Source organism: Trinickia sp., assembly GCF_036503415.1.
Classification (GTDB): domain Bacteria; phylum Pseudomonadota; class Gammaproteobacteria; order Burkholderiales; family Burkholderiaceae; genus Trinickia.
Window position 1 is genome coordinate 75,934 of the sequence record NZ_DASXWY010000196.1, and the last position, 24,340, is coordinate 100,273.

General features: G+C 65.2%; 24 protein-coding genes and 1 pseudogene. 16 read left to right on the plus strand and 9 right to left on the minus strand.

Annotation, left to right across the window (positions count from 1 at the left end; translation table 11 throughout):
• Positions 1 to 62 precede the first annotated feature (62 nt).
• Positions 63 to 509 (minus strand): lytic transglycosylase domain-containing protein, encoded by a 447-nt coding sequence (locus VGL01_RS23370; RefSeq protein WP_331573602.1) that lies wholly within the window; start codon positions 507 to 509, stop codon positions 63 to 65.
• A gap of 419 nt (positions 510 to 928) precedes the next feature.
• On the opposite strand from VGL01_RS23370, the gene gspD reads away from it, so the two are divergent.
• From gspD to gspF, 3 genes are read left to right on the plus strand one after another with little or no spacing between them, the layout of a single operon-like run.
• A complete protein-coding gene (gene gspD / locus VGL01_RS23375) occupies positions 929 to 3,382 on the plus strand; it encodes a type II secretion system secretin GspD (RefSeq protein WP_331573603.1) in 2,454 nt (817 codons plus the stop codon).
• Entirely contained in the window at positions 3,382 to 4,869 is a 1,488-nt protein-coding gene (gene gspE, locus VGL01_RS23380; RefSeq protein ID WP_331573605.1) for a type II secretion system ATPase GspE, read from the plus strand. The genes gspD and gspE overlap by 1 nt, the downstream gene beginning before the upstream one ends.
• 5 nt (positions 4,870 to 4,874) lie before the next feature.
• Positions 4,875 to 6,092: a type II secretion system inner membrane protein GspF gene (gene gspF / locus VGL01_RS23385; protein ID WP_331573607.1), complete on the plus strand. Its 1,218-nt coding sequence runs from the start codon at positions 4,875 to 4,877 to the stop codon at positions 6,090 to 6,092.
• 79 nt (positions 6,093 to 6,171) lie between these two features.
• On the opposite strand, the gene VGL01_RS23390 is transcribed toward gspF, so the two are convergent.
• A complete protein-coding gene (locus tag VGL01_RS23390; protein ID WP_331573610.1) occupies positions 6,172 to 6,585 on the minus strand; it encodes a hypothetical protein in 414 nt (137 codons plus the stop codon).
• Positions 6,586 to 6,722: 137 nt separating this feature from the next.
• On the opposite strand from VGL01_RS23390, the gene gspG reads away from it, so the two are divergent.
• Genes gspG through VGL01_RS23430 form a run of 8 tightly spaced genes read left to right on the plus strand, consistent with a single transcriptional unit; the run spans position 6,723 to position 12,776 of the window.
• Positions 6,723 to 7,187, plus strand: a complete 465-nt coding sequence (gene gspG / locus VGL01_RS23395) for a type II secretion system major pseudopilin GspG (protein ID WP_331573646.1) — start codon at positions 6,723 to 6,725, stop codon at positions 7,185 to 7,187.
• Positions 7,188 to 7,231: 44 nt separating this feature from the next.
• The gene (locus VGL01_RS23400; protein ID WP_331573612.1) at positions 7,232 to 7,735 is read left to right on the plus strand and encodes a GspH/FimT family pseudopilin; all 504 of its coding nucleotides are present in this window, start codon (positions 7,232 to 7,234) and stop codon (positions 7,733 to 7,735) included.
• 2 nt (positions 7,736 to 7,737) lie between these two features.
• On the plus strand, positions 7,738 to 8,166 hold the full coding sequence (gspI, locus tag VGL01_RS23405) for a type II secretion system minor pseudopilin GspI (protein WP_414720328.1): 429 nt from the start codon (positions 7,738 to 7,740) through the stop codon (positions 8,164 to 8,166).
• Positions 8,144 to 8,827 carry a PulJ/GspJ family protein gene (locus tag VGL01_RS23410; RefSeq protein WP_331573614.1) on the plus strand — a complete coding sequence of 228 codons (684 nt, stop codon included), beginning with the start codon at positions 8,144 to 8,146 and terminating at the stop codon, positions 8,825 to 8,827. Before gspI ends, VGL01_RS23410 begins: the two co-directional genes overlap by 23 nt.
• Before the next feature lie 2 nt (positions 8,828 to 8,829).
• Complete coding sequence (gene gspK / locus VGL01_RS23415) at positions 8,830 to 9,975, plus strand: type II secretion system minor pseudopilin GspK (protein ID WP_414720329.1); 1,146 nt, start codon at positions 8,830 to 8,832, stop codon at positions 9,973 to 9,975.
• Positions 9,976 to 10,017: 42 nt separating this feature from the next.
• On the plus strand, positions 10,018 to 11,445 hold the full coding sequence (gene gspL / locus VGL01_RS23420; protein WP_331573616.1) for a type II secretion system protein GspL: 1,428 nt from the start codon (positions 10,018 to 10,020) through the stop codon (positions 11,443 to 11,445).
• Positions 11,442 to 11,963 carry a type II secretion system protein M gene (locus tag VGL01_RS23425; RefSeq protein WP_331573618.1) on the plus strand — a complete coding sequence of 174 codons (522 nt, stop codon included), beginning with the start codon at positions 11,442 to 11,444 and terminating at the stop codon, positions 11,961 to 11,963. The genes gspL and VGL01_RS23425 overlap by 4 nt, the downstream gene beginning before the upstream one ends.
• A 33-nt stretch (positions 11,964 to 11,996) precedes the next feature.
• The gene (locus tag VGL01_RS23430) at positions 11,997 to 12,776 is read left to right on the plus strand and encodes a type II secretion system protein N (protein WP_331573620.1); all 780 of its coding nucleotides are present in this window, start codon (positions 11,997 to 11,999) and stop codon (positions 12,774 to 12,776) included.
• A gap of 19 nt (positions 12,777 to 12,795) precedes the next feature.
• On the opposite strand, the gene VGL01_RS23435 is transcribed toward VGL01_RS23430, so the two are convergent.
• Positions 12,796 to 14,334 (minus strand): efflux transporter outer membrane subunit, encoded by a 1,539-nt coding sequence (locus VGL01_RS23435; protein WP_331573622.1) that lies wholly within the window; start codon positions 14,332 to 14,334, stop codon positions 12,796 to 12,798.
• Positions 14,335 to 14,556: 222 nt separating this feature from the next.
• Here VGL01_RS23435 and VGL01_RS23440 point away from each other — a divergent pair, with 222 nt between their 5' ends.
• Positions 14,557 to 16,125 (plus strand): DHA2 family efflux MFS transporter permease subunit, encoded by a 1,569-nt coding sequence (locus VGL01_RS23440; RefSeq protein WP_331573624.1) that lies wholly within the window; start codon positions 14,557 to 14,559, stop codon positions 16,123 to 16,125.
• A gap of 9 nt (positions 16,126 to 16,134) precedes the next feature.
• Here VGL01_RS23440 and VGL01_RS23445 read toward each other — a convergent pair whose 3' ends face one another.
• The 4 genes from VGL01_RS23445 to ada all read right to left on the minus strand — a co-directional run bounded on the left by VGL01_RS23445 (position 16,135) and on the right by ada (position 20,461).
• Positions 16,135 to 16,533 (minus strand): hypothetical protein, encoded by a 399-nt coding sequence (locus VGL01_RS23445; RefSeq protein WP_331573626.1) that lies wholly within the window; start codon positions 16,531 to 16,533, stop codon positions 16,135 to 16,137.
• A gap of 119 nt (positions 16,534 to 16,652) precedes the next feature.
• Positions 16,653 to 18,269 carry a glutamate--cysteine ligase gene (gene gshA, locus VGL01_RS23450; RefSeq protein WP_331573628.1) on the minus strand — a complete coding sequence of 539 codons (1,617 nt, stop codon included), beginning with the start codon at positions 18,267 to 18,269 and terminating at the stop codon, positions 16,653 to 16,655.
• 138 nt (positions 18,270 to 18,407) lie between these two features.
• Complete coding sequence (locus tag VGL01_RS23455; RefSeq protein ID WP_331573630.1) at positions 18,408 to 19,340, minus strand: DNA-3-methyladenine glycosylase; 933 nt, start codon at positions 19,338 to 19,340, stop codon at positions 18,408 to 18,410.
• Positions 19,337 to 20,461 carry a bifunctional DNA-binding transcriptional regulator/O6-methylguanine-DNA methyltransferase Ada gene (gene ada / locus VGL01_RS23460; RefSeq protein ID WP_331573632.1) on the minus strand — a complete coding sequence of 375 codons (1,125 nt, stop codon included), beginning with the start codon at positions 20,459 to 20,461 and terminating at the stop codon, positions 19,337 to 19,339. The genes VGL01_RS23455 and ada overlap by 4 nt, the downstream gene beginning before the upstream one ends.
• Before the next feature lie 339 nt (positions 20,462 to 20,800).
• Between ada and VGL01_RS23465 the strand changes: the two genes are divergently transcribed.
• The gene (locus VGL01_RS23465; protein ID WP_331573634.1) at positions 20,801 to 21,214 is read left to right on the plus strand and encodes a VOC family protein; all 414 of its coding nucleotides are present in this window, start codon (positions 20,801 to 20,803) and stop codon (positions 21,212 to 21,214) included.
• A gap of 12 nt (positions 21,215 to 21,226) precedes the next feature.
• Here the strand turns inward: VGL01_RS23465 and VGL01_RS23470 are convergent, their stop codons facing one another.
• Together VGL01_RS23470 and sap1 are read right to left on the minus strand one after the other, a co-directional pair.
• Positions 21,227 to 21,778 carry a YaeQ family protein gene (locus tag VGL01_RS23470; protein WP_331573636.1) on the minus strand — a complete coding sequence of 184 codons (552 nt, stop codon included), beginning with the start codon at positions 21,776 to 21,778 and terminating at the stop codon, positions 21,227 to 21,229.
• A 141-nt stretch (positions 21,779 to 21,919) separates the two neighbouring features.
• Positions 21,920 to 22,264, minus strand: coding sequence for a surface attachment protein Sap1 (sap1, locus tag VGL01_RS23475; RefSeq protein ID WP_173257752.1), 345 nt, complete (start codon positions 22,262 to 22,264; stop codon positions 21,920 to 21,922).
• Between the two features lie 512 nt (positions 22,265 to 22,776).
• Between sap1 and VGL01_RS23480 the strand changes: the two genes are divergently transcribed.
• The 3 genes and pseudogenes from VGL01_RS23480 to VGL01_RS23490 all read left to right on the plus strand — a co-directional run.
• Complete coding sequence (locus tag VGL01_RS23480; protein ID WP_331573638.1) at positions 22,777 to 23,403, plus strand: LysE family translocator; 627 nt, start codon at positions 22,777 to 22,779, stop codon at positions 23,401 to 23,403.
• Positions 23,404 to 23,580: 177 nt separating this feature from the next.
• Positions 23,581 to 23,748 carry a hypothetical protein gene (locus VGL01_RS23485; RefSeq protein ID WP_331573640.1) on the plus strand — a complete coding sequence of 56 codons (168 nt, stop codon included), beginning with the start codon at positions 23,581 to 23,583 and terminating at the stop codon, positions 23,746 to 23,748.
• 316 nt (positions 23,749 to 24,064) lie between these two features.
• Positions 24,065 to 24,340 (plus strand): annotated as a pseudogene (locus tag VGL01_RS23490) (methyl-accepting chemotaxis protein); the annotation flags it as partial.

Sequence of the window (24,340 nt, forward strand, 5' to 3'; positions counted from 1 at the left end):
CATTGTGCACCAAACGCCCGAAGGCCGGTGCCGCGCGCCCTGCGCGGCGCGCTTATCGCTGCTTAGCGCGACGCGGAAATGAGCTTCCAGCGCGTGAGGATATCGGCGATCTGCCGCGCGTACCGGTCGCGCAGCGAGGGCGTTTCGGAGTGATAGGCGCCGATGGCCCGCCAGCTGTTGCCGTATTTGTTCATCTTCTGGCGCAGATGCCAGGCGGCAACATAAACGTTCTTGCACGGCTCCATCAGCGTGCCGGTGGAGATACCGTACTGCGAGAGCGTGGGCAGGTGAACCGAATTGATCTGCATGAGGCCGTAATCGACCGAGCCGTTGTCGTTCTTATGGAGCGCGTCGGGCCGGTTATGCGATTCCTGCCACGCGATGGCGCGCAACACGAGCGGGTTGACCTTCTGATAGCGCGCGGCCTCGTCGAAGCAATCGGCGCGCGCGGCACTGCTTGCCGACCAGCCGGCCAGGCTGAATACCAGAATGACGATTGCCCGTTTCATCGCCGGACCGACCCTCCCAGTCTATTGTCGTTCGAATTACCCGAATGGCATGTCCGCGCGCCGATCAAGGGAAAACCCCGGGCCCGCGCGAGCGTGCGATCCGAAATACCGCTCGTATCATAGCGGCTGGCGCCGTATGCGCACAGCAGGCCGGCAGACATAAGACCGTTGCCCGCCGACAAAAAGGTAACGATCGGTTAGCGCGCAGCGACGCCGACATTTTCCTTACGAATGGCGCGCCGAGGCTTGTCCCGCAATCGTAGCCGGTGAATCGCTGCCCAAGTTCGGGGTTTGTGATTGTCGGGACATGAAAAGCTGCTAATGTTCGACCTTAACTTCGGCGGCGGCATGACCGAGGGCGCGAGCGGGGCTTTGTGCCGAGGGCCGCAACCTAGCAATTTCGCATTGATTCCTATTCCATGATAAGAAACCGTAAGGCATTGCGCCGGATCGCAGCCGCGTTGCTGATGGCCGGTCTCGTCGTTGCGCAGGGCGCGCATGCGGAAGTCACGCTCAACTTCGTCAACGCCGACATCGACCAGGTGGCCAAGGCGATCGGCGCGGCGACGGGAAAGACCATCATCGTCGACCCGCGCGTCAAAGGGCAGTTGAATCTCGTCTCGGAACACCCCGTCCCCGAAGAGCAGGCGATCAAGACGCTCGAATCGGCGTTGCGCATGCAGGGGTTCTCCCTCGTGCAGGACCACGGCGTACTGAAGGTCGTGCCCGAGGCCGATGCGAAGCTGCAGGGCGTGCCGACCTACTTCGGCAATTCCACGCCGGCGCGCGGCGATCAGGTCATCACGCAGGTCTTCGAGCTGCACAACGAATCGGCGAACAACCTGCTGCCCGTCCTGCGGCCGCTCATTTCGCCGAACAACACCATTGCCGCCTATCCCGCCAACAACACGCTCGTCGTGACCGATTATGCCGATAACGTGCGGCGCATCGGGTCGATCATCGCGGGCGTCGACAACGCCGCGGGTCGTCAAATCGAGGTCGTGCCGCTCAGGAACGCGATCGCCGTCGATGTGGCCCAGCAGCTCTCCAAGCTGCTCGACCCGGGCGCGATCGGCAGCACCGACGCAACGCTGAAGGTTTCGGTCACGCCCGATCCGCGCACGAATTCGCTGCTCTTGCGCGCGTCGAACAAGGCGCGGCTCGCCGCCGCGAAAAAGCTCGCGCAGCAGCTCGACGCGCCCAGCTCGCAGCCCGGCAACATGCATGTCGTGCATCTGCGCAACGCCAACGCCGTGCAGCTTGCCAAGACGTTGCGCGGCATGATGGGCAAAGGCGGCTCCGAGGGAACGACGGGGTCGAGCGCCGAATCGAACAATGCCGGCTCGTTCAACGAGGGTGGCGGAGGCGGCAGTGCGACCTCTACCGGAACGCCCGGTGTGCCTCCACTGCCCTCGTCGTTCGGCAGCTCGTCGAGCTCGGGCTCGATGGGCGGCAACTATGGCTCGGGCGCGGGCTCGGGTTCGGGTTCGGGCGGCCTGGGCGGTAACCGCAGCTTTTCGAGCAATCGGCAAGGCGGCGGCAATGAGGACAACAATCCGCCCGGCGGCATGATCCAGGCCGATGCGGCCACGAATTCGCTGATCATCACGGCGTCCGATCCGGTGTACCGGAACCTGCGGGCGGTGATCGACCAGCTCGATGCGCGCCGTGCCCAGGTTTATATCGAAGCGCTGATCGTCGAGCTGCAAGCATCGAGCGCTGCCAACCTCGGCATTCAATGGCAAGGCGCGCTGCTGTCGAACAGCGGCAACAACGGTGTCTACGGGGGGTCCAACTTCGGCGGAAGCACGAGCAACATCGTTAATCTGACGGCGCTGGCGGGCGGCGCCGCGTCATCGGGCAATCTCTCGAGCGCGATCAGCTCGCTGAATCCGGGATCCAGCACCCCGATTTTGCCGAACGGACTGAACATCGGCCTGCTGCATCGCTTCGGCAATATCTTCGGGCTAGGCGGCTTGCTGCAGGCCCTCAGTCAGTCGAGCGACGCCAATGTGCTGTCGTCGCCGAACCTCATGACGCTCGACAACGAGGAAGCGAGAATCATCGTCGGCCAGAACGTGCCGATTCCCTCGGGGTCGTACACCACGAATACGAGCTCCGCGACGGGCGTCAATGCCTTCAATACATTCGACCGGCAAGACGTCGGCACGGTGCTGCACATCAAACCGCAGATCACCGACGGCGGCATATTGAAGCTGCAGCTGTACACGGAGGTATCGTCGGTCGATCAGGCGACGATCAACAACAGCGCGTCGAACGGCGGTTTTTCGATCAACAAGCGCTCGGTGCAGTCGACGGTGCTTGCCGACGACGGATCGATCGTCGTGCTCGGCGGGCTGATCGGCGACAACTACAGCGCGAGCAACTCGAAGGTGCCGCTGCTCGGCGACATTCCCTGGATCGGCCAGTTGTTCCGCAGCGAAAACAAGAACCGGCAAAAGGACAATCTGATGATTTTCCTGCGCCCGGTCATCGTGCGCGATCTGGAAGACAGCACGGCCATCGCGGAAAACCGCTACGACCTCATGCGCGATCAGCAACTCGGCTATCAAACCGACAACCGCCTGATCCGCGACAAGAACGTGCCACAGTTGCCCGCTGTTCCGCCAGGCCCGGCCGAGGGCGCACGGCCATCAAGCAACCTGTTCGACTTGCGGCGCATGACGCCGCAGGCGAGCGGCGCAATGGCGGCTCCGCCCGGGCCCGCTCAGCAAGGTGGCGCCGCGCCGGGCACGGGCAATGCGAGTCCGTCTGTCGGCGGTGCCCCCGGCACGGCGGATCCGTCGACGGCGAATCCGCCTCAGCAAGGCGTTCGGCCGTCGAACCCGGGCGTCTCGCAGGGAGGAAGCTGATGGTCACGCAGGCGACGTCGGAACCGGTGGCCGAGCGCGAGGCGCCCTCGCCGCTCGCCGCTCGCCTGTTGCCGTACGGCTTTGCCCGCAACGGCCAGATTCTCGTCGCTCATCAAGGGCCCGAAGGCATCGAGGTCTGGATCAGCGACCGCACGAACGCAGCGGCGCTTTCGGAAGTCGCGCGTAATTTCGGCGCGTTGACCGCGGTGCGCTTGCCCGCCGACGAGCTCGCGCAGGCGATCAACCGCGCCTACGAGCGTCATGACGGCAGCGCCGCGCAAGTCGTCGGCGAAGTCGAAGGCGAAGTCGATCTCTCGCGTCTCATGCAGGACATTCCCGAAGTCGAGGACTTGCTCGAATCGGAAGACGACGCGCCGATCATCCGCATGATCAACGCGCTGCTCACGCAGGCCGCGCGCGAGCATGCGTCGGACATCCATATCGAGCCGTTCGAGAATGCGTCGGTCGTGCGATTTCGCGTCGACGGCACGCTGCGCGATGTCGTGCGCCCGAAAAAGGCGCTGCACGGCGCATTGATCTCGCGCATCAAGATCATGGCCCAGCTCGATATCGCGGAGAAACGACTACCGCAAGACGGACGGATTACCTTGCGCGTCGGTGGCCGCGCCGTCGATGTGCGCGTGTCGACCCTCCCCACCGGGCACGGCGAGCGGGCGGTGCTGCGCCTGCTCGAGAAAGACGCCCAGCACCTGAATCTCGAGGCGCTGGGTATGGGGCCCGATACGCTCGAGCGCTTCGATCGCCTGATTTCGCGGCCGCACGGCATCGTCCTCGTCACGGGCCCGACGGGTTCGGGTAAGACGACGACGCTTTATGCCTCGCTGTCGCGGCTCGAAACGGCCTCGAGCAACATCATGACTGTCGAGGATCCGATCGAGTACGACCTGCCGGGTATCGGCCAGACGCAGGTCAACGAGCGTATCGGCATGACGTTCGCTCGCGCGCTTCGCTCGATCCTGCGCCAGGATCCGGACATCATCATGATCGGCGAGATCCGCGATCTCGAAACCGCGCAAATCGCAGTGCAGGCGTCGCTCACGGGCCACCTCGTGCTCGCGACGCTGCATACGAACGACGCCGCGTCCGCCGTGACCCGGCTCACCGATATGGGTGTCGAGCCCTACCTGCTTGCCTCCTCGCTGCTCGGCGTGCTCGCGCAGCGGCTCGTGCGCCGGCTTTGCCCCGTCTGCAAGGAAGAGCGCGTCGAGGAAGGACACACGCACTGGCATCCCGTCGGCTGCGACAAATGCGCCCGCTCGGGGTACTCGGGCCGGCGCGGTATCTATGAGCTGCTCATCATCGACGATGCGATTCGCACGATGATTCACCACAATGCCGCCGACGCCGAGATTCTGAAGGCCGGCCGCGCCCAAGGCATGCGCACGCTGCGTGAGGACGGCGAACGATGGCTCGCGTCGGGCGTGACATCGCTTGAAGAGCTGATTCGCGTGACGGGCGGGGCTTAACACGCATGCCGGCATTTCGATTCGAAGCCATCGATACCGTCGGGCATGCCCAAAAAGGCGTGCTCGATGCCGACAGCGCCCGTTCCGCACGCGCGCAGCTGCGCACGCAGGGCCTGACGCCGCTCGTTGTCGAGCCCGCGGGTAGCGCGGCGCGCGGCGAGCGCAGCCGGCGCCTCGCGCTCGGACGCAAGCTGTCGCAGCGCGAGCAGGCGATTCTCACGCGTCAGCTCGCGAGCCTGCTGACGGCGGGGTTGCCGCTCGACGAGGCGCTTGCCGTGCTGACCGAACAGGCCGAGCGCGACTACATCCGTGAGCTCGTCGCCGCGATTCGCGCCGAGGTGCTCGGCGGACATTCGCTCGCCAACGCGCTCGAGCAACATCCGCGCGATTTTCCGGATATCTACCGCGCGCTGGTTGCCGCGGGCGAGCACACGGGCAAGCTGGGACTCGTGCTGTCGCGGCTTGCCGATTACATCGAGCAGCGCAACGCACTCACGCAGAAAATCGTGCTGGCCTTCACCTATCCGGCCATCGTCACGATGATCGCATTCGGCATCGTGACGTTTCTGCTCAGCTACGTCGTGCCGCAAGTCGTGAATGTGTTCGCCAGTACCAAACAGCAGTTGCCGTTCATCACGGTGTTCATGATGGCGCTCTCCGGGTTCGTGCGGCACTGGTGGTGGGCGATTCTGATCGGGGTAGGTCTCGTCGTGTTCGCGGTACGTGGCATTCTCGCGCAACAAGCTCCCCGCCTCGCGTTCGACAGATGGCTGCTGACCGCGCCGCTTGCCGGCAAGCTCGTGCGCGGGTACAACACCGTGCGCTTCGCCAGCACGCTTGCGATTCTGAGCGCGGCGGGCGTGCCGATCCTGCGCGCGCTTCAGGCAGCCGGTGAAACGTTGAACAACCGCGCGATGAAAGGCAACGTCGACGATGCAATCGTGCGCGTGCGCGAAGGGACCTCGCTGTCGCGTTCGCTCGGCAACGTGAAAACGTTTCCTCCCGTGCTCGTGCATTTGATTCGTTCGGGTGAAGCGACGGGTGATGTGACGACGATGCTCGATCGCGCGGCCGAGGGTGAGGCGCGCGAACTCGAGCGCAGGACGATGTTTCTGACGAGCCTGCTCGAGCCGTTGCTGATTCTTGCGATGGGCGGTGTCGTACTCGTCATCGTGCTCGCGGTGATGCTGCCGATCATCGATCTGAACAATATGGTTCAGTGAAGGCGCCCGCGAGCGGGTGACGACGCCAGCAGGCGTATCGGGTGTACCGTGTGGGCCGGCTGTACAGGCTGGCGACGCATCAGCGCACGTAGATCGTGGGGCCCGTGACGGTACTCGGCAAAAATACCTCGGAGCGTGCGCCGTTGTGATCGACGATGATCGAACGCGCGCGCACTTGCGCAAGCGTCGAATCTTCGCCGAGCCGGCCGCCGAGCGAGATCGCGTGCGGCGGTTCGTCGCCGACACTGACGATGGCGGCGGCGCCTTTGCTCAGCGCAAGAATGCCGAAAAGCTTGATGCTCCGGTTCACTTCGCGCGTGAGCTTGCCGCCGAAAAGCGTGGTGGCGTCTTCGACGGACACGGCCGGCGCCACCGATGCGGCGGGCGGCGGGGCCGGCGGCCGGGCGGTGAGAAGCACGACCCAGTAGGTTAGTGTCGCGCAAAGAATCGCGAAGGCGACAAAAGATAGCAGGCGGACTTGTAGAGTGTTCATGCAGCCATTGTACGAAGTATTGATCGGTTTGCGCGTGACCTGGCGCGCGGACGGTCCGACATTACAATCACGGGCCGAATCGAGCGCCGGACGCAGCGGCGTTTTTGGCCAAACTTTTTGAGAACGAGGTAGGAATGATGCAAAGATGGACCCGACGTCATATGGAGCTGGAATCGGCGCGTGCACGGCGCCAGCGCGGCTTTACGCTGATCGAAATCATGGTCGTCATCGCGATTCTCGGCATTCTGGCCGCGCTGATCGTGCCCAAGATCATGAGCCGTCCCGACGAAGCGCGCCGCGTCGCCGCCAAGCAGGACATCGGCTCGATCAGGCAGGCGCTCGATCTCTACCGGCTCGACAATGGCCGCTATCCGACGCAAGACCAAGGGCTGCAGGCGCTCATCAGCAAGCCGACGACCGATCCGGTACCCAATAACTGGAAGGACGGCGGTTATCTCGACAAGCTGCCGACCGACCCCTGGGGGCATCCTTACCAGTATCTGAATCCAGGCGTACACGGGGAAATCGATGTGTTCAGCTTCGGCGCCGACGGCAAAGCAGGCGGCGAAGGCAACGACGCCGATATCGGGTCGTGGCAATAAGTCCGTTGCGATGCCCCCTGGACGCCGCATCCTGGTAACCGACGATGCCCGATTCGACGACGAGCCGCCTGTGTTTTCGTAAAGCCACGTACGCGCGCGTGCGTGGCTTTACGCTGCTCGAAATGCTCGTCGTGCTCGTGATTGCCGGGCTGCTCGTGTCGCTCGCGTCGGTGTCGATCACCCGCAATCCGCGCACGGACCTGAAGGAGCAGGCGCAGCGCCTTGCGTTGCTGTTCGAATCGGCCTCCGACGAAGCCCAGGTGCGGGCGCGGCCGATTGCATGGCAGCCGGTGGCGGGCGGCTACCGGTTCGACATCCGTACCGACGACGGTTGGCGGCCGCTGCAGCGCGACGAGCTGTTGCGCGAGAGGCGGTGGGAAGCCGGCATCACCGACGTCGCGATCGATTACCCCGGCTCCGATGTCCATCCCGATCGCATCGTATTCGGGGTGGAAAGCATCGGCGCCGCGGTGACCGTCACGCTTTTTTCGGAGGTCGGCCGCGTCACGGTCGTCGGCACCGGAAACGGCCGCTTCGAGGTGCGCTGACGATGCCTGCACGCCTACCCTTGCTCACCCGGCGCGCAAGCCGCGCAAGATGTCTTGTCCGACCGAACGGTTTCACGATGATCGAGGTGCTCGTTGCGCTCGCGATCATTGCCGTCGCCCTGGCGGCGGCGTTGCGCGCGAGCGCGATGCTCGCGACAGACGAAGCCGGCCTGCACCGGCGTCTGCTCGCCGGATGGAGCGCCGAGAACGCCCTCGCGCAACTCTATCTCGCCCGGCAGTGGCCCGATATCGGCGCGCGCACGTTCGATTGCTCGCAGGGCAACCAACCGTTGTCGTGCACGGAGCGCGTCGCGGCGACGCCCAACCCGGTCTTTCGGCGCGTCGAGGTCTCCGTGACGGTACCTGGGGAAGACGGCGTGCTCGCCCAACTCGTCACGGTGGTGGCCAATGAGACGAACCGTGCGCTCTGATGCCGCGCGGCGCTCGCGGCGCACGGGCGGGTTCACCTTGATCGAACTGATGGTCGCGATCGCGATTCTCGCTGTCATCGCCGTGCTCTCATGGCGCGGGCTCGAGCAGATCATTCGGGCGCGACAGGCGATTACCAATGCGATGGAAGACGAGCGGGTCTTCGTCCAGCTGTTCGATCAGGTTGGCATCGATGCGCGCGAAGCCGCCACCGAAGACGAAGTCGGGCAACCGTCCGTGTCCGTCGCCGGCAGTACGCTGCAAATCGTGCGGCATTTCGGCATGGCAGGCGAAGCGCCGCGCTTGCAGGTGGTCAGGTATCAGATCGCGAACGGGCGCGTGACGCGCTACGCCTCGCCACCGGTCGCGACGGCCGGGGACTTGCGCCGGCTGCTCGATGCCTCGAGCGGCGCCGGTGCGTGGAGCGCGGTGCCGTTGATCGGCGGTGTCGGCGCGATCAACGCGCGGCTCTTCGTGCCGCGCGTCGGATGGACCACGCAGATGAGCGAGGTCAGCGACGAAATCGCGCGAAACGCCAACAATCTCAAAGTGCCGCAATTCGGCAACGCGCCGCTCGATCGCGCGGTCAAGGGGCTCGAACTCAGCATCGGCGCCACGTCCCTGCACGCGCCGATCAAGCGCGTCTTTCTGGTCGGAGAGTGACGATGCGCCTTCGCGTTCCTGCCGTTCGCCGCCGTATGACCTCGCGCGCGCCTGTTGGCGCGCCGCGTGAGCGCGCGAACGAGCGCGGCGCCGCGATCGTCACCGCGCTTTTCGTCGTCACCCTGGCCGCGATACTGGTCGCAAGCGTGCTCTGGCGGCAACAGATCCAGGTGCGCCGCATCGAGAACCAGCGTCTGCTGGCGCAGGCGCAATGGGTCTCGCGCGGCGCGCTCGACTGGACGCGGCTCATTTTGCGTGCCGAAGCCGATACGGCGCCGACCGTCACGTATCTTGGCGGCGTCTGGGCGGTTCCGATTGCCAAAACGAAGCTTTCGGACTTTCTCGGCAAAATCGGCGCCGCGCAGGCGGGGCAAGGCGAAGACACGTATGTATCGGGCTCCATCGAAGACGCGCAGGGCAAGTTCAATCTTCGCAATCTCGTCTCCATACCGGCGCCCGGGCAGTTGCAGATCGACATTCAGCAGACGCTCGCCTTCCAGCGCTTATTGCAATCGTTCGGCTTTGCCGGGCAGCAACTCGCGAGGAAAACGGCGGTTTACATACGCGCGTCGCTCAAGCAATCGGCCACGCGTTTTCAGGCGCAGAACAATCCGTTGACGGGCAACGCTCAGCCGCAGCAACTCGGCGGTGCGGTGGGAGGCAATAATTTCACGAGCAAACCCGGGCTTCAGGATACCGACGACGACTCGGGCGATGTACCGCTGCAGATGACGAGCGTCGATTCGCTGCTGAACGTACCGGGCTTTACACCGGAGATCGTCGAGCGGTTGCGCCCGTTCGTGACGGTGTTGCCGACGCAAACGCCGATCAACATGAATACCGCCCCGGCCGAAGTGGTCGCCGCTATTACGCCGGGCATGACGGTTTCGACGGCACAGGCATTCGTTTCGCGGCGCCAGACCGTATTTTTTCGAAACACCGGCGACGTGACGCTGGCTTTGCGCGGCGCCGGCGCACCGCCCCAGGCGTCGGACGCGAATTCGATTCCCATCGACGTCACGACGAGCTATTTTTTCGTCCATGGCCGCGTGCAGCATCGGCGCGCCGAAGTCGATCGCACGACCCTCGTCTATCGCGACCCATTGACGCATTCGACTCGCATCGTGCGAGTCGAGGACGCGCCTTGAGACGGTTTGCGAAGACCTGAGCCAACCAGGAGATAACGGCCTTTGAGCACGTTGATCGTATTTTTGCCGCCGCGCGACCCGGCAGTGCCGTCGCAGGAGTGGCAACTGCCCGAGATGCCCTTCGTCCTGTTCGACAAGGGCGGCCGCAAGGAACGCGCGGGCCGCGCGGAACTCGCCTTTTTGCCGCGCGCTTCGACGACCGTCCTGATCGTCGCCGCGCGCGACGTCCTGATGCTCGCGGCGATGCTGCCGCCGCTTAGAGGCCCGCGGCTCAGACAGGCGCTGCCGAACGTCGTGGAGGACCGGCTGATCCAGGACGCGGCGACGTGCCATGTCGCGCTCGATCCGCAGCCGCTTCCAACCGGCGCTCGCGTGCTCGCGGTCATCGACCGGGGGTGGTTCCGTTTCATCGTGGAGGCGTTCTCGGCGGCGGGACATCGAAGCTTGCGTGCCGTTCCGGTGACGCGATGCCTGCCTGCGCCCGCAGGCGCGGCTCCGGTCACGGAGCCCGAGCCGGCGCTTGCCGAAGCCGGACTCGCGCCGGCGGCAGCACCGCTGCAGCCCGCCGCATCCGTCGTCTCCGCACCGCTCATTGCTGAGCCGCAGCCTGTCGTGGCCGCGCTGCTCGGCGCGATCGGCGAAACGGCGCCCGCCATCCTGGCCGAGACGGCGGCAGGCGGCTCCCCCGCGCCGCTCGCGACGAACGAGCCGCGGGTCGAAGTAGCCATCGCACGCGGTGCACTCGGCGAGGGTCTTGCCGTGCCGGCTTCGATGCTCGCCTCGACGCTGTCGGCGCTGGCGGGCGGTCACGCGTTCGAGCTCTTCGAGCTCACCGGCTTGCCCGGAAGCGAGCCGCGGCTCGATGCGCCGGCGCCATACGGTACCCATGTCGCCGCGACTGCCACAGCCGCCGCGTTGTCGTTCGAGAGCCTCGCCCGCGCGGCACTCGACGCTCGCTTCGATCTTTGCCAGTTCGAGTTCGAGTCTCGGCCATGGCGGCTCGATCGCGCGACCGTGAGGCGGCTGCGCGTGCCGATCGGCCTCATCGCCGCGTCGCTCGTCGTCGCCATCGTCAGTGCGAATGTGCAGTGGTTCATGCTGGCACGCGAGCGCGACGCGCTCAACGCGCAGATGACCGAATTGCTGCTGAACGCGTTTCCGAAGACGGCCGCCGTCCTCGATCCGCCGGCGCAGATGAAATCGCAGCTCGAGCGCCTGCGGCTTGCCGCAGGTCAGATGTCGCCGGACGATTTCCTCTCGCTGGCATCGCGGCTTGCCGCCGCGTTCGGGTCCCTGCCCGTCAATGGCATCGCGGCGCTCGACTATCACGACCGCCGGCTCGAGTTGACCTTCAAGCCGAACGTCAGTGCGGATCCGGACTTTTTGACACGGCTCGCGCAGCACGGCCTTGGGGGCCAGTTCGACAGCAACACGGGCAAATGGACCATCAGAAACCGGAGCGGACAATGAAGACCCTGACCGTGCTCGCCAACGCTTGGGCGGGGTTCTGGGCCGGACGCACGGCCCGCGAGAAAACGCTGCTGACATGGGGCGGCGCTCTGCTGGCGGTCGTGATCGCCTACTCTGTGCTGTGGGCGCCGGCTCAGCAAGGACGTGCCGAGCTGCGCGCGGCGTTGCCGGCCATGCAGCGCGAACTCGCGCAAATGACGGCCGAGGCGGACGAGGCCCGCGCGCTCGCGCCGGCCGCGCAGGGAGCGGCGCCCACGGGACTTGCGCTCAAGGATGCGCTGGCCGCTTCGCTGACGCAGGCCGGCTTCGTCTCGCCGCAGGTGCAGCTCGCCGGCGACGCCGTGCGCATCGAATTGAAGAATGCGTCGTTCGCGGCCTGGGCGATGTGGCTCGACGATGCCCGACGGCAATTCAAGGTCCAGGTGGCGGAAGCGCATGCGACGGCCCTCAAGGTCGACGGCCAGGTCGATCTGACGGCATCGTTGCAGCCCCCGTCGGCCGCGCGTGCAGGCCACTGACACGCAGCGAAACGCTTCCCGAGAGAACGACGAATGAACATCTGGATGCGCCGCATCGCCGCGGCGTTGCCTTGGCTCGCGATTGCCGGCGTGGCCTGTACCGCCGTGCTGCTCGTGTTGCTTCCCGCCGCATGGATCACACCACAGGTGGCCAAGGCGACACAGGGGCACATCAATTTGATCGAGCCGCAGGGCTCGCTTTGGAGCGGCTCCGCGACACTGATGCTCGCAGCGGGCCCGGACGCGAGCGGCGCGACGGTCTTGCCCGGGCGCATCGAGTGGCAAACCGCGTTTTGGCCGTTGTTGGCGGGACGGTTGCACGTCCGCGTGCGGCAGACCGATGCAATGCCGCGGCCCGTAACCGTCGATGCGACGTTCGGCGGCGCCAGGCTCTCCGCGAGCGATATGGCGCTCCCGGCGGCCTTGCTGAACGGCCTCGGGGCGCCGTTCAATACGCTCGACCTCAAGGGCAGCGTCCACGTTACGTGGACGGAGTGGCACCTGATTCACAGGAACCTGTTCGGCCGCTTCGATGTGAGACTCAACGATATGGTCTCGCGGGTCTCGCAGGTGAAGCCGCTCGGCTCCTACCGTGTCGTGCTGCAGGCGCAGGGAGCGGCGTCCACGCTCGATCTGTCGACGCTCAAAGGTCCGTTGCTGCTGAGCGGTCACGGAACGCTCGCGGGCGGCGGCGTATCGTTTCACGGCGAGGCGAACTCGGCCCCCGAGGCGCGCGACAATCTGGCCGGGCTCTTGAACCTGCTCGGACGCCCGACGGGTACCGGCACGGTCGCGCTCGACTACACGCGGTAGACAGCGCGAACGCGCTCGATTACCGCGCGAGCGGTGCCGAGGCGGGCGCGGCGCCCGCCGCAGTGGCAGCTTCACCCGCCATGCGCGCGACATCCCAGCCGCCGCCGAGCGCTTTCACGAGCCCGACCGACGACACCATCCGCTGCCCCGCGATATTGGCCAGTTTTTGCTCGGCGGCGAATGCCGTGGTTTGCGCGGTCAACACGTTCACATAGCCGACCGTCCCCGCCCGATACTCGTTCGTGACGATGGCGAGCGCCTGCCGGGCCGAATCGACCGCCTGCCGCTGCACGACGATCTCGCGCGCGAGAATGCGCTGCGAGGCGAGATTGTCTTCGACGTCCTGGAAGGCCGTTAGCACAGTCTGCCGATAGGCTGCGACCTGCTGATCGTAGGCGGCGCGCGCGGCTTCCGTCTGCGCGTGCCGCAGCCCCGCGTCGAAGAGCGTGGCCGCAAGCGTGGGGCCGACCGACCAGAACCGCGAAGGCAGCGTGAGCAGCTTCGAGAACACTGAGTTCTCGAACCCGCCCTGTGCCGAAAGCGTCAGCGACGGGAAGTAAGCCGCTATCGCAACGCCGATCTGCTCGTTGGCCGCGGCCGCCTTGCGCTCGGCGGCGGCGATGTCGGGCCGCCGTTCGAGCAGCGCGGAAGGCAGCTCGAGCGGGACTTCGGGCGGCTCGGCCTCGAGAGGGATCGGTTCGATCGAGAACGTCGAGGCCGGGACGCCCACCAGTACGGCGATCGCATGTTCGTTTTGCGCGCGAGCGACGCCGTTGTCGATCGCGGCGGCCTGGGCCGATTGCAACTGGGTTTGCGCCTGGATGACGTCCGAGCGCGCGGCAACGCCCTGTGTGTAACGGTTTTGCGTCAACTGCAGCGCCTGCCCGTAGGCCTTCACCGTATCGTCGAGCAGTCTTTGCGTCGAATCGAGGGCGCGCAACTGAAAGTAGGTTTGGGCCAGCGTCGCCTGCGCGGAGAGCCGGGCATTTGCGAGCTCGGCCGCGGCGCTTTGTTCGCCGGCCCGTTCGGCGCTGACCGAACGGCTGACCTTGCCCCAGAGATCCGGCTCCCAGGTGGCGTCGAGCCCGATCTGGAAACTGTTCGAAACACGCGAGCGCGTCGTGCCGAACGCCGATGCACTCGAAAGTTGCTGGCCCGAACGTGTGGCGCTGCCCGACAGGCCGAGCGTGGGGAAATACGCGGCGCGCGCTTCGTCTACGAGCGCGCGCGCCTGACGGTACGCGGCCGCGAATTGGGCCACCGACTGGTTTGCCGTATCGAGCTGGGTCATCAGCGCGTCGAGCCGCGCATCGCCGTAGATTGCCCACCAGGGGCCGCGGTCATGGCGATCGGCCGGCTCGGCCACTTTCCATCCGGGCGGTGCCTCCTTGAACGACGAAGGCACGGACGCCGCGGGCCGGTGGTAATCGGGCCCGACGGCGCAGCCGGCGAGCGCGAGCGCGGCGGCCAACGCGGCCGCCTTGACGACCGGCAGGAAAGGAAACACCGAGAGGCGGCCGCCCGCGGCGGTGCGCGCGTGAATTCGAGAGGACTGCATAGGTGGGACCCGGCTTGCGATGCGGCGATGGTAGCGCAGTGCGTGCCCCGGCCGGGTTACGCCTCATTACAGCAGGACACACGTCACCGCGCGGCCGACAAAATGATTGCATAGATGAATATTGACATGGCAACCAATTAGCGCGATATTGTCGGCCAGCTCGACAAGCAGGCGTCATCTGCGGCACGACGCTGTGGCGATGGACCATTCAAGGGGATATGAATGAGCAACGCTGCTTCCTCGACGGCTTCGCCTCGGCGAGCCGACCCGCCCGCTCCGCTCACGGGCGCTACACTCGCGCTGCTGACGGTGGGCCTGGCGTTCGGCACCTTCATGGAGGTGCTCGATACGTCGATCGCCAATGTGGCGGTGCCGACGATCTCGGGCAGTCTGGCCGTTGCCGCGAGTGACGGCACCTGGATCATCTCGTCGTACTCCGTCGCGGCCGCGATCGCCGTGCCGCTGACGGGCTGGCTTGCGCGGCGCGTTGGCGAAGTGCGGCTTTTTACGCTCGCGGTGCTCGCATTCACGATCGCTTCGGCGCTATGCGGCCTCGCTTCGAACTTCGAATCGCTGATCGCATTCAGATTGCTCCAGGGGCTCGTTTCGGGGCCGATGGTGCCGCTCTCGCAGACGATCCTAATGCGCTCGTACCCGCCGCAAAAGCGCGGCCTTGCGCTGGGGCTGTGGGCGATGACCGTGATCGTCGCGCCGATCTTCGGTCCGGTGATGGGCGGCTGGATCACGGACAACTACAGCTGGCCGTGGATCTTCTACATCAATCTGCCGATCGGCCTGCTCTCCGCCTCGGCGGCGTTTTTTCTGCTGCGTGGCCGCGAGACGCCCACCGCGCACCAGCGCATCGATGGCGTGGGCCTCGGCCTGCTCGTGGTGGGCGTGGGCTCGCTGCAGATGATGCTCGACCTCGGCAAGGACCGCGATTGGTTCAGCTCGCAATTCATCGTGGGGCTCGCATTGACTGCGGCTGTGGCGCTGGCGTTCCTGCTGATATGGGAGGCGACGGAACGTACCCCCGTCATTGACCTCACCCTTTTCAAGGACCGCAATTTCGCCCTGGGCGCGATGATCATTTTTTTCGGATACATGGCGTTTTTCGGGTCCGTGGTGATCTTCCCGCTCTGGCTGCAGACCGTCATGGGATACACCGCGGGCCTCGCCGGTCTGGCGACCGCGCCGGTCGGCTTGCTCGCGCTCGTGCTCTCGCCGATCATCGGGCGCAACATGCACCGGCTCGATCTGAGAATGGTGGCGAGTCTCGCTTTCACCGTATTCGCGATCGTCTCGCTCTGGAACGGGACCTTCACGCTCGACGTGCCGTTCAGTCACGTCATCTTGCCGCGCATCGTGCAGGGTATCGGCGTTGCCTGTTTCTTCGTGCCGATGACCACGATCACGCTCTCGAGCGTGCCCGACGAACGCCTCGCGAGCGCGTCGGGTCTCTCGAACTTTCTGCGTACGCTGGCTGGCGCGATCGGTACCGCGATCAGCACGACCTACTGGGAAAACGATGCCGTCTATCACCACGCGGTGCTGTCGGAGTCGGTCAATGCCTACTCGGCCGCCACGCAACACTATCGCGACGCCCTGAGCATGCTCGGCATGGCGGGCAGCAGCGCCACGGCTCAGATCAACCAGGTCGTCACGCAGCAGGGCTACATGATGGCGACCAACGACTTCTTTCGGATCTCATGTATCGCGTTCGTGCTGCTCGCGATGCTCGTCTGGGTGACCAAGCCAAGGCGCGGTGCGGGCCCGGCGATGGCGCACTGAGTTCGGCGCTCAGTTGGCCGGCGCCGCGCCGGCCCTGACGAACTGTTTGAACTCGGCGGCCGCCTGCCACGGATCGGGCCGGCAACCCGTCATGCTGTCGCAATGGGCGGCGAAGCCGATCGTCTCGGAGCCGTCGGCGTTGGCCGTTCTCGTAATTTGATAGGCCAGCTTGCCACTGCCCCCCTCGGGGCCCGTCGTCACGATCAGCGAGTCGCTTGCTGTTTGCACGGGGTATTCGCTGTGGCGGCTGACCCACTGCTGGGCACGAGCCCACCAGCGTGCGCATTCGTCGGCATGCGCACAGATGAGCGGCGCGGTGGCGGCCTGCATCGTGTCAGGGGTCACGCGATCCGTCGTCGAGCAGCCCGCGGCGAGTACGCACGCGGCTACCCATGGCATGGTCTTCATTCGAACCGCCCCTCGTTGGTTGGCATGCCGGTTCGACGCGCAATGCGCCTCGGCGTTCGCGCCGGATCGCAGCAGCCTTGCCGTGGATCGGTGAAAACGGTTCCGATCGCCGATCGCCCTCAAACGCTGAAGCGTTCGAGCGTATAGCTGCGGTAATCGTTGACGAATGCGTCGAAAGAATCCGGGTCCGTGTCGCGCTCGAGCGCGGCCTGCTCCTGGAGCGAACGTTCGGCGAACTCGGTTGCCGCGCGCGCCTCGTCGGCAGCAGGCGGCCGCGCGCGAAAGTAGGCAGCGTGCGCGCGGCTTTGGGCCAGACCGAACGTGAGGAAATCCTGTTTGCGCTCGCGCATCGCGGCCAGCACGCGCGCGGACGGCGTGGTCTCGGGCGCCGCGAGTTTCGCGCGCTGCGCATCGAGCGCGCGCCGATGCGCATCGCCTCCGGCCACTGCGTCGAGCGCATCGGCGGCGAGTTCGATTTTCGCCAGCCATTCGTCGGCCCAATCGACGAGTGGCACCTCGCGGCCGTCGCGCGTGAGCCGCAGGTCCGGCTTGCGCCCCTCGAGCGTGACGCGCCCGAAGTTCGCATTCGCCTCGATATAGGCGGCGTGGGGCAACGGCGGGCTGTCGTCGAGCGCACACACCAGCAGATAAGCGTCGAGAAACCGTGCCGTTTCGAGCGAGATGCCGCACGGCTCGAACGGATCGATGTCGAGACAGCGCACCTCGACATACTGGACGCCGCGCGCTGCAAGCGCATGCAGCGGCCTTTCACCGGAGCGCGCGACGCGCTTGGGACGAATCGTCGAATAGAACTCGTTCTCGATCTGCAATACGTTGGTATTGATTTGCACCCACTCGCCGTTGCGATGGGTGCCGATGGCTTCATAGGGCGCATACGGCTCGCTCACCGCGCGCGCGAGCGCGTCGAGATAGCCGGGGAGCGAATCGTAGTCAGGCTTCAAGGCGGCCTGGGCCGTCGTGTTCGAGTAGCCGAGATCGCTCATGCGAAGGCTCGTCGCATAAGGCTTGTAAAGCGTCGTGGCATCGAACGGCTCGAGCGTGTGCGGCCGCCCGCGCAAGAAGCCGCGATCGAGCACCGGCGATGCGCCGAACAGGTACATCAGCAGCCAGCTCGTGCGGCGGAAGTTGCGAATCAGCGCAAAGTAGCGAGCCGACTGGAAATCGACAGCGGTGGCGGGCGACGGCTCGGCCGCGTGAAGCAGGCGCCACGCTTCCTCGTCGAGCGAGTAGTTGTAGTGGATGCCCGCAATGCACTGCATCGTTCGGCCGTAGCGCAACGCGAGCCCGTGACGGTACACATGCTTGAGCCGGCCGATATTCGACGTGCCGTATTGCGCGATCGGGATTTCGTCGTCTTCCGGCAGCGCACCGGGAATCGAGTCGGTCCAGAGCATCTCGTCGCCGAGCTTCGAGTAGACGAATCGATGGAGCTCGTCGAGGCGTGCAAGTGTGTCGGCGGGCTCGCGCTCGGGTGAAGTGATGAGCTCGATCAGCGCTTCGGAGTAGTCCGTCGTCAGCGACGGATGGGTCAGCGCCGAGCCGAGCGCGCGCGGATGCGGCGTCATCGCGAGCGAGCCGTCGGGTGTGACGCGCAGGCTCTCCTTCTCGATGCCTCGCAGGCCGCGCGTGAGCACGTCGCCTGCTTTGGGCGAGCTCAGCACGGACAAGCGCCGCGCGAACGTCTCGGAGCGGATCGAAGATGGGTTGTCTGACATCGAAGCCAGCCCGGAATTCGCACGTTTCGCGAGCGACGCCGGGCAATCGTTTTTGAGTAGCGGGCACTTTAACACCGCGCCAGGAAGCGCGCTTGGCGCATCCTCGGAGTGTCGGGCCCGTAAGCAGCGCGGACGCGCTCAGCCGCCGCGTGCGCCGGCCGCACGGTCAGCCGTCTCGTTCCAGAGATGCATCGCGGCATAAGCGCGCCAGGGGCGCCAAGGGGCCGTGCGCGCATGTCGTGCGGCGGGGCGGGCGCACGATGCGTCGCGCGCGCTCAGCCACTGCATCAGCACGAGGTCCGTCGCCGGCCACGCATCGGCATCGCGCCAGGCCCGCATGGCGATGTACTCGACGGTCCACGGGCCGATGCCCGGCAATGCGAGAAGCGCCGCGCGCAGCGTCGGGAGATCGGCGCCGGGGGCGCGTGGGTCGTCGGGGCGTTCGATCCGAACCGCGCCGGATGCCACCGCTTGTGCGACGCCTTGCAGCGCCGCGACGCGCTTGCCGGGCATGCCGATTTCGTTCAGATCCGCCGCGGCGAGGGCGGCGGGGCTTGGAAACCGCCAGGCGGTGCCGTCGTGCGGATGGTCTTCGAGACGCGCGCCGGCTCGCGCCACGAGCCGGCCGATGAGCGTGGTCGCCGCCTTGACGCTGACCTGCTGGCCGACGATCGCGCGCACGACGAGCTCGAACGCCGACCACGCGCCCGGCACGCGCAGGCCAGGCGCCGTTTCGACCAGGGGCGCAAGCAGCGCGTCGCGCCCGAGATGGCCGCCGATGCGGGCCGGATCGGCGCCGACATCGAACATGACGCCGACGTGCGCGGCGAGCGCATCGGCATGGCGGCTCGCCGGTCCCTGAACCGTGACGACGAGGCAATGCCGACGCGGATGCCGGCGCACGGCGAGTGTGCCGGTTTCGCCATGCCATTCGATGGCGCGGCGATAGACGCCGTCTTCGACGATCTCGACGCCGGGCGTTGCACGGCCCGCGAAAAAGCGCAGCACGCGCGGCCAATCGTAGGGCGCCTTGAAGCGCAGCTCGAAGGTGACTTCCGGCGCGGCGTTCAAGCGGCGTCGTCCATATCGGCACGTTTGTCTTCGGCCGCCGCGGCCTGCGGCGCGCGACTCGCCCCGCTGCCGCGCCGCCTGGCTTCCCCTTCGAGCAAAGCCGCTTTGCGTTCGAGGCCCCATCGGTAGCCTGCCAGTGCGCCGCCCTTTTGGATGACGCGGTGGCACGGAATGGCGAGCGCGACCGGATTCGAGGCGCACGCGCTGGCCACGGCCCGCACGGCCCGTGGCTCGCCGAGCGATTCGGCGATATCCGTGTACGTCCTCGTTTCACCGTACGGTATCCGCCGCAACGCGTCCCAGACCCGTTGTCGAAACGCCGTTGCGGCCACATCGAGCGGCAACTCGAAGGCCTCGCGCGAGCCGCTCAGGTAGGCCTCGATCTGGGCGATGAACGGCGCAATGCGAGCCGGTTCCTCTCCGAGCGTGGCATTCGCGAGCGCGCCGCGCAACTCGGCGACCAGTTCGCCGGCGTCGTCGCCGAACGCAATGCGGCAGATGCCTTTATCGGTGGCCGCGACGAGCACGTGGCCGAGGACGGTCGGCGCGCAGCCGTAGCGAACGACAAGACCGGCACCTTTGGACCGGTAGGTCGACGGTGCCATGCCGAGATCGCCTGCGACGTTGCTGTAAAGGCGCGACGAGGAGCCGAACCCCGCATCGAGCGCCGCGCGCGTGACGGGTTCACCGCGCTGCAAGGCATCGCGTAGCGCCGCGCCACGCCTTGCCGCTTGATATTGGCGCGGCGAGAGGCCCATGACGCGCGTGAACAATCGTTGCAGGTGGAACGGGCTCACATGCACGGCATCGCTCAACTGCGCGAGCGTCATTCGGGCCGACGGATCCGCGTCGAGGGCTGCACGGGCGCGCTCGACAATCGCGAATTCGCGCGGCAGGCCGCCCGGCCGGCACCGCTTGCACTCCCGAAAACCGGCCTCGCGCGCCTCGTCGGCAGTCGCGAAGAAGGCGACGTTTTCCCGGAGCGGCATACGCGATGCGCAAGAGGGCCGGCAAAACACCCCCGTCGTGGAGACACCATAGAAAAACGCGCCGTCGGCCTTGGCATCGCGAGCCGACACGGCGCTCCAGCGTTCGTCGTCGGTTCGGTAGGCGGAATCCATGTTGTTCCTCGCAAAAAGAAGATCGATGAGCTTCACTGTATGCCTGCGTCGGGTCCTCCGCGCGCCGCATCTTGCGGTCTAATTTGGAGCGGCCGGAAACGCGGGCGCCAATGCTCACCGCGCACCTTTCAATGTTCCGACAAAAATATATTGCATTGCACCATGACTTTGTGTATAGTGTGACTTGTCTCCTCCATGTCTCCTCCTGATATGGATTCAACCCGCTCGTTCTCGAGCGGGTTTTTTTTCGCCCGCTCTTCGGGCTCCCGCGCTTGTATTCCGGCCGCGCTCTACACTGGGCAACGATATTCGATCGAACCCATGAGAGGAGGTGTGCCGATGAAGCCGATCATCCGCGATATCGACCATGTGGTGATTCGCGCCGCCAACCCCGAGGCGTTGAAGCGCTTTTACTGCGATGCGCTGGGTTGCGAGTCCGAGAAGGACCAGCCCGAGCTCGGTCTCACGCAGCTTCGGGCCGGGCGCGCGCTGATCGATCTGCTGGCCGTGGGCGGCCCGCTCGACCGGGCCCAAAGCGGTGCGCCGGGCACGGGCCGCAACATGGACCACCTTTGCCTGCGCGTCGAGAACTACGATCCCGCCCGGCTGCGCGTTCATCTCGAAGCGCACGGCGCAACGCTGGGCGAGGAAGGCCGGCGCTATGGCGCCGAGGGGTACGGCCCCTCGCTTTATCTATTCGACCCGGAGGGCAATATGGTCGAGCTCAAGGGACCGCCCGAAACGCTTGCGTGAGCATCTGGCCGCTCAGCCGCCCGCCGGTTTGAGCTCTGTCCACTCGACGGCCACCGGCTCGGCTTCGCCGCCGCTCACCCATGCGGAGCCGTCTTGAACCGTCACCTGAAGCCGCATCGTCCGTTCGGCAAGCCGCGCGAGGGCAGCGGCGGTCCCTTCCGCCAACGACCACACACGCAAGTTGGCGAGGCGCTCGGCCTTGCTGCGTACGCCCTGCCACCAGATATCGGACGTTCGGCCGCCATAGGCAATCACGACGACATGGCCGGAGCGTCCGCAGGCTTTGGCCATGCGCCGCTCGTCGGGCTGGCCCAGCTCGATCCAGGTTTCGATGGCGCCAGTCAGATCCTTTTGCCACAGATCCGGCTCGTCCGTGTCGGAAAGGCCTTTGCAGAATTCGAGCCGTTCGCTCGCGAAGAGCGCGAACGCGACGATGCGCACCATCATCCTTTCGTCGGTTTCAGACGGATGGCGGGCGACAGTGATGGAATGGTCGGCGTAGTAATGCCGATCCATGTCGGCGATTTGCAACTCGGCTTTGTGGATCGTCGATTTGAGAGCCATACGGCACCGGAAAAATAGCGTTTCGCGGGCCGTGGCGCACCTTTGGGGAGCCGCAAAGGTGCATGACGCTGTGAGCTACAAACACGACACCGCGCCGGCATCGCATGCCGGCGCGTGATGATAGCGGATCAGGCAGGGGTGCTACTGCTTGATGAACCGATCGTGCGTCCAGAGGCCTTGAGTATCGCCATTGCCCGCGTTGACGAATTCGACGTCATGGCCAACGACTCGAACCGCCCGGAACGACGAGTGTTCAGGCGTGGACAAGCATTCATAGCCCGCGAAGAATTCCTGCATTTTCTGTTGCTCGCCGGCCTGTGCGTGCCGATCGGCCGCATCGAATTTGTCTTTCGACAGGCAGCCATAGGCGCCGGATCGGAGTTCGAAGGTTTGCTGCGGCTTGATGACGTTATCTTGCGCCTGTGCAATCGAGACAGCAGTGCCAAAACCCACCAATACGAAAAGCGATGCGACGTACTTCCTCATTTCCTGCCTCCCAATGCGGGTTTTTACTTAGGTTAGCTATGTGTTTAAAGGCAAACTAAAACCCACGGTTTTGAACATAGAACAGGCGCGAAAAAGAACAAGCACAATTTGTGTGCGGTTGCAAAAGCGACGGATTGTCGCAGGTGTGGCGCAGCGGTTAAAGCATGCGAATTGCATCGGTAAGCGCCGGTCCGGCCCCACCGGCGCAAGCGCGAGCGAAACTGCTCAGGGCCGAGTGGTAAGGCTTTGCGGCGCGAGCGACTTACATCGCGTCGACTGTCCGCAACTGCCTCAATTGATCGGTGCGATATTGGTGCAGTGCACACAAGAAGGCCCCGGGAATCCCGGAAATCGCTCGAACGAATTAGCTGATTACTGAATAAAAACGATGCCCGGTCGATAAATCGACGGTGGCAACCCTTCACACGTCGCTTATCCGGCATCGCGGCCGGCTTTTTGTTGCATTACGCATCGACTCATGGATTAATCGGGTTTTCCCTTGGGGGTTTTTCATGAGCTTTGCGCACTGGCTTCCATTCGCGATCGCATCGGCAATCGTCATCGTCATTCCCGGGCCGACGGTCTTGCTGGTCGTCTCTTACGCGCTCGGCCACGGTCGCCGCTATGCGCTGGCCACGACCGCGGGTGTGGCGTTGGGCGACTTGACGTCGATGACGGCCTCGATGGTCGGCCTTGGCGCCGTACTGGCGGCGTCGGCCACCTTGTTCACCGCGATCAAGTGGGTGGGGGCGGCTTACCTCGTCTATCTGGGTGTGAAGCTGTGGCGCGCGCCTGTCGTCGAACGCGATGCGCCGGACGTATCGGAAACGCGCACGGCCCGGGTCTTCGCTCACGCCTATGCGGTGACGACGTTGAACCCGAAGAGCATCGTTTTTTTCGTTGCATTCGTGCCGCAGTTCATGGACCTGCACGCGCCGATGTGGCCGCAAGCCGTCGTCCTCGAGGCCACCTTCGTCGTGCTTGCCTCGTTGAATGCACTGGGCTACGCGATACTTGCATCGAGCGCGCGACGCGCCATCCGCAGCCGCAAGGTTCAGCGCGCGGTCAACCGCACCGGCGGCACGATGCTCGTGGGCGCGGGTCTGCTTGCGGCAAGCTGGAAGTCGGCCAGTGCCTGACGCGCGATCTGCGCTGCTGCTGCACGCCTGCGCTGTGCGCGCCGCTTGCGGCGCCTCCCGCTCGGCGCCGAATGCGCGCTGCGACGCTTAGCGCGGCACGTCGCAGCCGGTCGGCGCGGCCTCGCTGCACTACAATGAGTTGCATCGGTTGCCACGGGAACAGGACGGAGGTTCATCGTGATCGAGCACTTCATATTGGGAACCTTTCTCGTATTGCCGTTGGTCATCGTCGCGTTTCTTTTCTCCGACGAATTGTGGCAGGAGCACCGCAAGGAAACCCGTGTACCGGGCATGCGGCGTATCGATTGGCGCCACCCTCTGCGCAGTCTGCTGCACCGTCATTGACGCCCGCAATTCGTCCGGCCGCTCTCTTGTTCCGACGCGTCCTCGCTCAGCGGTTCGCTGCGTTCCCGTGCGCCCGACACGTATAAAAATCCGATCCTAGGGTTGTGTAGGGAACCGCCGACAAGTTGTAGCCATTTGGTTCTGATCGCTCGCCAATCGATATTTTTTTCTCATAAGTATGACGAGTTGCTCAAGCCGACGACTGTCGTGCCGTTGACCACTATGTAGCCGGGAGAGCGGCTGCCACGTCCGACGCGCTGAGAGAGCAGTGTGTCGGCTCGTGCGTTGATCGGGGCTCTTAAAGGCGTCATAAAACATGAACTTATCCCACACGAAGGTAGCGACCCGGCTCGGTATCGGCTTTAGCCTGATTTCATGCTTGCTGGTTGCGGTCACCATATTCGCGCTTTATCGAATGGCTCAACTCGAGTCGTCGATGGTCGAAATCACAGATATCAATGCCGTCGAAGCCGGACTGGCGAATCAGCTCGATCACACCATCTCCAATCGAGCACTCGCGCTGCGCAACTTGATCCTCCTGCAAGCCGATCAGCAAGACCAGATCGCGATCGAGACGACGCGCTTCGACAAG